Origin of the sequence: Micromonospora sicca, assembly GCF_003172935.1 — a bacterium.
GTDB lineage: Bacteria > Actinomycetota > Actinomycetes > Mycobacteriales > Micromonosporaceae > Micromonospora > Micromonospora sicca.
Window position 1 is genome coordinate 51262 of the sequence record NZ_QGKS01000263.1, and the last position, 6893, is coordinate 58154.

A 6893-nucleotide genomic window follows, 5' to 3' on the forward strand; every position below is an offset into this window, starting at 1 on the left:
CGGGTGCGCGCCAGCCTTGAGCAAAACTTGCGGCTATCGGGGTGCGGGCCGATGCTCCGCCCTTTAGGGCCGGGGTGAAGGCCCGCGCAGGAGGGCCGCCATGGCCCGAGCGTGCTCTAACCCGGCCGGTTCTGCTGCTCGATGTATTGACGCAGAACGGTCAGCGGTGCGCCGCCTACGGACCCGGCGAAGTACGAGCCCGACCACAGCCGGTTGACCCGGTAGTAGTGGGGCAGCAGGTCGGGGAATTCCTGCCGCATCCGACGCGAGGACACGCCCTTGAGGCTGTTGACCAGCTTTGACTGCGTACCGCAACTTCTTCGCCTCGCTGTCGGAAGAGCGCAAGGGGCGCAAGGTCGCGCCGCCGCGGTTCCGGTCACGCAAGGACAACCGGCAGGCCATCCGGTTCACCAGGAACTCCCGGTTCGCCGTGCTGGACAACGGCCGGCTGCGCCTGCCGAAGATCGGAGAGGTGCCGGTCCGTTGGTCCCGGACCCTGCCGGCCGAGCCCAGCTCGGTGACGGTGATCAAGGATGCGGTGGGCCGGTACTTCGCCTCGTTCGTCGTCCAGACCACAGATGAGCCGCTGCCGCCGGTCGGGTTCGAGGTGGGTATCGACCTGGGCCTGACCCACTTCGCGGTCCTGTCCAACGGCAAGAGGATCACGGCCCCGAAGTTCCTGCGCCGGGCCGCCCGCAAGCTCAAGCGGTTGCAGCAGGACCTGTCCCGCAAGCAGCGGGGCAGCAACAACCGCGCCAAGGCCGTCGTCAAGGTCGCCCGGGCGCACGCCCGGGTGGCCGACAGCCGGCGGGACTGGCAGCACAAGCTCTCGACACGGATCATCCGCGACAGCCAAGCGGTGTACGTCGAGGACCTGTGCGTCGTCGGTCTCGGCCGGACGCGGCTGGCCAAGTCCGTGCACGACGCGGGCTGGGCCGCCTTCACCGACATGCTGGAGTACAAGGCCGCCCGGTACGGGCGGACTTTCGGTCGAGTCGATCGGTTCTTCCCATCGACCCGAATGTGCTCTGACTGTGGGCGGATCAACGAGAAGCTGCCGCTCAGCGTCCGGTCGTGGACCTGCCCGTGCGGGCCGGTCCACGACCGGGACGTCAACGCAGCCATCAACATCCTCGCGGCGGGACGCGCCGAGAGGCTAAACGCCTGTGGAGCGCAGGCAAGACCGGCATCCGTACCGGCACCGCGCCGAGAAGCAGGAATCCGCCCGAACGCCGCGTGTTCCACGCGCAGCGTGGAGGGAACCTCCGCCCTTTAGGGCGGAGAGAACGTCAAAGCTCCGTCACCACGACGTCGAGCTGGCGCGGGCGGCCGGCAGCCACGGGCTGCTCCTCGACCGTGTACTTGAGGTCCCGCAGCGCGCCGACCAGGGCGTCGGCGGTCCGCGGTCGGACCCCGGCGGTGAGCAGGTCCCGGACCAGCCGGCCCTTCGTCGCCTTGTTGAAGTGGCTGACCACAGCGCGGCTGGGCACCCCGTCGACCGTCCGCTCGTGCAGCACCCGGACGGTCACCGTCCGGGCGGCCAGCTCGCCCCGGGGCGTCCAGGTGGCCGCGTACGCCCCGGAACGCAGATCCAGCACCGGCCCCGCCCCGGCGGCCGTCACGATCGCCGGGGCCAGGGCCCGCCGCCAGTACGCCGACAACGCGCCGACCCCGGGCAGCCGCGCCCCGACCGGGCAGCGGTACGGCGGGATCCGGTCGGTCAGCCGGACGGCCCCCCACAGGCCGGAACTGATCAGCACCGACCGGCGGGCGGCCCGCTCCGCCGCGGGCGGCAGCGTGGCCAGGTCGAGCGCCTCGTAGAGCACCCCGGTGTAGATCCGGCCGGCCGGCGCGGTGGCCGCCTCCCGCAGCCGGGCGTTGCGGCGCAGCTCGCCGCGCTGCCCCTCGCTGAGGCCGAGCGCCGCCCGGGCCGCCGCCTCGTCCGGGCCGGCGCAGAGCGCCACCAGGGCGGTCAGCACCTCCTCCCGGGCGCCGGTGAGTTCCGGCAGGGAGAGCCGGGACGGGTCGAGCCGCCGGCCGGTGCCGGCGTCGGCCTTCCCCTCGGAGGGCGGCAGCAGGATCAGCACCCGGCCAGCGTACGGCCCGGGTTCAGCGCCACGGCCGGACGGCCGCCTCCGGGTGGTACACGCGATAGCCGCCGACCTCGGTGACCATCGCGGCGTCGGCCTGGTCGCCGAGCAGCCGGCGCAGCCCCCGCTCCGCCGACGACCCGACCGCCAGCACGTACCCCGGCCGGTCCGCCCGGCCCGCCCGCTTCCAGTACGCCGGGTAGCGGTTCTGCCCCGGGGTCAGGTTGCCGTCGAGGACCCCGCACACCACCGTCTCGCCCGTGTTGAAGATCAGCCGGTTGCAGGTCCAGTAGTCGCCGTACACCTCGCGCAGGCCGGCCCCGCGCACCGCGTCGGCCAGCTCGCGGGCGTGCCGCTCCTCGGCGCGCAGCGAGCCGGCTTCGGCGACGAAACGCCCGGTGGCCGCCAGCGCGATGCCGGTCAGCGCGACCAGCGCGGCGACCGCCACCGCGCCGCCGAGCGAGCGTGCGGCCGCGCCCCCGCCCCGCCGGGGCCGGTCCGCCGTCCCGGCCGCGCCCCGCCGGGTGCGGACCGCGGCCAGCCACAGCGGCCAGAGCACCGCCGGCAGGGAGATCTGCAGCACCGACAGGTAGCGCGAGTTGCCCAACGGGTCGGTCGCGGCGAGCGGGCTGCGGACGTACGCGAGCAGGGTCAGCGTGGCGCCGGCGACCAGGGCGAGTTGCGCGACCGCCCGGACCCGGTCGGCCCGGTGGGCGGCCCGCCGGTACGCGACCGCGGCGGCCACCGCGGCGGCCACCAGCAGCACCGGGTAGAGCAGGCCGAACCACTGCTGCCAGCGGGCGCAGCCGTCCATCGGGCAGAGCCCGGAGGCCAGCGGCACCCCCTCCAGCAGCCCGCCGCGCAGCCGGTCCGACCACGGCGGCGGCGTCCCGGCCTTGGTGCTGATCTCCCGGAACACCGACAGCGAGTCCTGCCCGTCCGGGGCCACCAGGTTGTCCTTGATCATCGGCGACACCCCGAGCAGGAACCCGGCCACCAGCAGCACCCCCGGCCAGCCCACCAGATCGCGGGGCGCGGCCCAGACCAGCAACAGCCCGGCCACCAGCAGGTACGGCACGATCAGCCAGTCCGACCAGAGCGACACCCCGGCGAGCAGCCCGAACAGGCCAGTGGCCAGCCAGCGGTGCCGGACCCGGCGCTCGGCGAGGGCCACCGCGATCAGCAGCATCGCCACCACCGCCGGCTTCACCTCGGGCCGGCCGCCGACCACGGTGAGCTGGTCCCGGACCACCCGCTCCGAGCCGAGCGCCAGCAGGCCGACGACCAGGACGGCGAACCACGGGGAGAACAGCCGGCGGGTCAGGCGGTACATCAGCCAGAGGAAGAGCGCGTAGAGCGCCAGCAGCGGCAGCCGCAGTACCGGCCAGCTCGGCCCGGCCAGCCCGATCAGGGGCGCCGCCAGATAGGACTCCAGCATCCCCATGTAGCGCTGGCCGTACAGGAAGACCGGCCGGTCCCGAGCGGCGGCGATGTGCAGCGCGGCCAGGCCGAACGTCGCCTCGTCGCTGTTCGAGGCGGGCAGCGTGAGCAGGGTCAGGACCAGCCGGTAGCCGACCCCCGCGAGCCCCAGCAGCAGCGCGACGAGCGCCGGCCGGTCGAGCGTCGGGCGCCACCGCCCGTCCTGCACTGGTGTCGACACGACCAACGCCCCCGTCGTCGTCCCGACCGCAGTTTGTCACGGTGACCGCCGGCGGCGGGGTGGATCGGCGGAGCCGGTTCCCGGGCCCACTCGCGTGGCCGCCCTCGCCCGGGTGTGGCAGGGTGGCAGCGTGCCACCCACAGCCGCTGGCCAACTGGCCGTACCGAACCTGCACCGGGCAGCGCGGATCGAGGACGCCGTGCACAACCTGGTGGCACGTCGGCTGCGGCGCACCGGGTGGCGGGTCAACATCATCGCGTACGCCGGCTACGGCGGCCCGGGCTGGGCGCGGGTGCTCTGCCGGGTGCTGCTCGGCCGCCCGGACATCCGTCAGCGCGGCCGGTTGGAGAAGGTACGTGGCTGGCGCAGCTTCGCCACCCTGCCCGCCAAGCACGCCACCGTCACCATCGAGGCCGGCGGCGTACGACACGAGGCCACCGCCGACCGCAGCGGCTTCGTCGACACCGTCATCGAGGCCGACTTCGCCCCCGGCTGGGCCTCCGTACGCCTCAGCGTGCCCGACGCCGAGCCGGTGGAGGCGCTGGTCCGCATCCTCGACCCCGAGGTCCGGTTCGGCATCCTCTCCGACATCGACGACACGGTCATGGTCACCGCGCTGCCCCGCCCGCTGCTCGCCGCGTGGAACACCTTCGTCCTCGACGAGCACGCCCGGGCCGCGGTGCCCGGGATGGCGGTGCTCTACGAGCGGCTGGTCACCGCGCACCCCGGCGCGCCGGTCTTCTACCTCTCCACCGGGGCGTGGAACGTCGCCCCGACGCTGACCCGGTTCCTCTCCCGGCACCTGTACCCGGCCGGGCCGCTGCTGCTCACCGACTGGGGTCCCACGGCCGACCGCTGGTTCCGCAGCGGCCGGGAGCACAAGCGGGCCACCCTGGCCCGGCTGGCCCGCGAGTTCCCCGACGTGCGGTGGTTGCTGATCGGCGACGACGGCCAGCACGACCAGGAGATCTACCGCGAGTTCGCCGCCGCCCACCCGGACAACGTGGCAGGGGTGGCGATCCGCCGGCTGTCACCGACCCAGTCGGTGCTCGCCGGCAGCCTGCCCGCGCCCGCGGGCCGCCCGTCCGCCGGACCGGTCGGGCAGAAGTGGCTCTCCGCGCCGGACGGCGCCGGCCTGTGGAAGCTGCTGCGGGACGCGGGCCTGGTCTGACGTACGGCCCGACCCGCCTCCGCGGTGCCCGGCGTCAGGAGGCGCCGCCGAAGTCGACATCCCGGGTGTCGACCGTCCCGGCCGTCCGCCCCGGCGCAGTCTGATAGGCCCAGTACAGGTTGGTGTGCGCGATGACCTGGTCCGGCGCCGGCGCCCCCCATGCCGTCTTGTCCCCGGCCGTGTGCGCGTCGCCGACCAGGGTCGCGTCGTACCCCCGGGTGAAGGCGCCGTGGAGCGTCGAGCGGACGCACGCGTCGGTCTCCGCGCCGACGACGACGAGTCGACCGACCCCGAGGCCCGACAGCACGGTCTCGAGGGTGGTGTCCTCGAAGGAGTCGCCGTAGCTCTTCTCGACCAGCGGCTCGGCGTCGCCCGGCTTCAGCTCGGGGACGATCCGCCAGGCGTCGCTTCCTCTCACGAGATGGTGGTCGGAGTGCTGGACCCAGACAACCGGTACCTGTTCCCGCCGCGCCTTCTCGACCAGGCTGCCGACGTTCGCCACGACCGCGTCGCGCTCGTGCGCCCCCTCGACGACGCCGTTCTGCACGTCGACGACGAGGAGTGCGGTGTTCGGCCGGTTCTCGAGTGTGGTCACGGTGTCTCCTTAGCGCGCTGGTCTCCTGCAACCACCGACGCTAGACCTACCCACCGACAACAAGGCGCGGCGATGGTCGGCCCCTTCCGGACGCCAGCGGTCCTTGCCACGATCACTCCCTGACGGCAGCCCGGTCGCCCGGCGGGCGACGGCCGTGACCAGTCGGACGAGCGTGAGCGTCGGTCCGGGGAACCTCGGGGCGGCGTGCGCCGTCGACAGGCGCACGCCGCCCGGCGGTTCCCCTACGTCAATCGCTCGACGGGTGGGTCGGCCTCCTGGCCGGGTAACCCCTAGTTCGCGCCGCCGCCGACCAGGGCGCCGTCGGCGTCCATGCCGGCACCGGCGTCCAGGCCGCCGTTCTGCGCGCCGTCACCGGCCATGCCGTTGCCGGCCTGTTGCTCGTCGCCGGCGTCGCCCGGGCCGACCTGCTGGCCGGCGCCGTGCTGGTCCGCGCCGGCGGAGCCGGCCGCCTGCCCCGGGTCGGCGGGGGGCGCTCGCGCAACCCGGCAGGCTCGGGTCGGCGACCATGTAGGAGTCGCCGCCGTCGTTCCCCGCCGCGCCGCCGCCCTGAGCCGCGTTGCCGTTGCCTAACCCGGTGCCCTTGCCCTGTGCGTTGCCCTTGCCCTGTGCGTTGCCCTGGCCTTGCGCGTTGCCCTGGCCTTGCGCGTTGCCCTGGCCTTGCGCGTTGCCCTGGCCTTGCGCGTTGCCCTGGCCCTGGCCCTGCGCGTTGTCCTGGCCCTGGCCCTGGGCGGCGCGTTCGTCCCGGGCGGCCTGGCGGGCCGCGCGCACCTGCTGCGCGATCGCCCGCAGCTGCTGGATGCGTTCCCGGATCTGCTGGAGCCGGTTGGCGATCCGCTCACCCGCGTTGCCCGCCTGCTGCTCGCCGGCGTTCTGCTGCCCGGCCTGCTGCTCGTCCGCGCCGTTGCCGGCTTGCTGGCCGTTCCCGCCGCCGGCCTGCTCGCCGTCCGCGCCGGCCTCCTGCCCACCGGCCTGCTGGCCGTCCGCGCCCTGCTCCTCGCCTGCCTGCTGACCGCCGCCCTGCTGCGCGTCGCCCTGCTGGGCGGCGCCCGCCTGCTCGGCTGCGGATGCCTGCCGCGCCGCCTGGATGATGCCGGCGATCTGGCCGATCAGCCCGCCGATCGCGTTGATGATGCCGACCGCCTCTTCCGCGCCGCCGGCCGCGCCGTCGTCCTGGGCCGCGTCGTCCTGGGCCGCGCCGTCGTCCTGGGCCGCGTCGTCCTGGGCCGCGCCGTCGTCCTGGGCCGCGCCGTCGTCCTGGGCCGCGCCGTCGTCCTGGGCCGCGCCGTCGTCCTGGGCCGCGCCGTCGTCCTGGGCCGCGCCGTCGTCCTGGGCCGCGCCGTCGTCCTGGGCCGCGCC

6 protein-coding genes and 1 pseudogene are annotated in these 6893 nt (G+C 74.6%); 2 read left to right on the plus strand and 5 right to left on the minus strand.

Going from position 1 to position 6893, the window contains the following annotated elements; all coding sequences use genetic code 11:
* Positions 1–116: 116 nt before the first annotated feature.
* Positions 117–302 (minus strand): annotated as a pseudogene (locus tag DKT69_RS20875) (IS200/IS605 family transposase); the annotation flags it as partial.
* Between DKT69_RS20875 and DKT69_RS20880 the strand changes: the two are divergent.
* Positions 299–1276, plus strand: coding sequence for an RNA-guided endonuclease InsQ/TnpB family protein (locus DKT69_RS20880; protein WP_201749766.1), 978 nt, complete (start codon positions 299–301; stop codon positions 1274–1276). The pseudogene DKT69_RS20875 and the gene DKT69_RS20880 sit on opposite strands and share 4 nt — an antisense overlap.
* A gap of 13 nt (positions 1277–1289) precedes the next feature.
* On the opposite strand, the gene yaaA is transcribed toward DKT69_RS20880, so the two are convergent.
* Together yaaA and DKT69_RS20890 are read right to left on the minus strand one after the other, a co-directional pair.
* A complete protein-coding gene (gene yaaA / locus DKT69_RS20885) occupies positions 1290–2087 on the minus strand; it encodes a peroxide stress protein YaaA (RefSeq protein WP_109803204.1) in 798 nt (265 codons plus the stop codon).
* 22 nt (positions 2088–2109) lie between these two features.
* Positions 2110–3750, minus strand: a complete 1641-nt coding sequence (locus DKT69_RS20890) for an ArnT family glycosyltransferase (RefSeq protein ID WP_438361849.1) — start codon at positions 3748–3750, stop codon at positions 2110–2112.
* Positions 3751–3880: 130 nt separating this feature from the next.
* Here DKT69_RS20890 and DKT69_RS20895 point away from each other — a divergent pair, with 130 nt between their 5' ends.
* The gene (locus DKT69_RS20895; RefSeq protein WP_109803216.1) at positions 3881–4921 is read left to right on the plus strand and encodes an App1 family protein phosphatidate phosphatase; all 1041 of its coding nucleotides are present in this window, start codon (positions 3881–3883) and stop codon (positions 4919–4921) included.
* A gap of 34 nt (positions 4922–4955) precedes the next feature.
* On the opposite strand, the gene DKT69_RS20900 is transcribed toward DKT69_RS20895, so the two are convergent.
* Complete coding sequence (locus tag DKT69_RS20900) at positions 4956–5516, minus strand: cysteine hydrolase family protein (protein WP_109803206.1); 561 nt, start codon at positions 5514–5516, stop codon at positions 4956–4958.
* A 369-nt stretch (positions 5517–5885) separates the two neighbouring features.
* Positions 5886–6893: hypothetical protein (locus DKT69_RS38435; protein ID WP_201749768.1), on the minus strand; the 1008-nt coding region annotated here is incomplete at its 5' end.